The sequence below is a fragment of the Salifodinibacter halophilus genome, assembly GCA_012999515.1.
Taxonomy (GTDB): domain Bacteria; phylum Pseudomonadota; class Gammaproteobacteria; order Nevskiales; family Salinisphaeraceae; genus Salifodinibacter; species Salifodinibacter halophilus.
In genome coordinates this window covers 1-258 of the sequence record JABEEB010000401.1, presented here as the reverse complement: position 1 = coordinate 258, position 258 = coordinate 1, and the positions used below count along the sequence as shown (strand labels likewise).

Annotated in this window: 1 protein-coding gene; it reads left to right on the top strand. The window is 66.3% G+C overall.

Annotated elements, in window-relative coordinates; translation table 11 throughout:
• Window positions 1–44 precede the first annotated feature (44 nt).
• A partial coding sequence (locus HKX41_12200; protein ID NNC24897.1) for a hypothetical protein occupies window positions 45–258 on the top strand: 214 nt, incomplete at its 3' end.

The following is a 258-nucleotide window of genomic DNA, read 5'->3' as shown; positions in this document are numbered from 1 at the left end:
GCACCGGGCTTTCGGTCACTGCGGCCGCAGCGCCCGAGCCGGGAGTGTTGGGGCTGGTGGGGCTGGCGCTGACGCTCGCCGCATTCGTGGCGGGGGCCTACGGCAGTTATCTGGCAGCGAGCGCGCTGGACTGGTCGGGCTTCATCACCGGCGTGGTGGTGCTGTCCACGTTCATCCCTTATTTGCGCTTGATCTGCCTGGCGTTGCTGGTGTTCTTCTCGCTGAGCCTGATCCGCAAGGCCGGGTATCGGGTTTCGT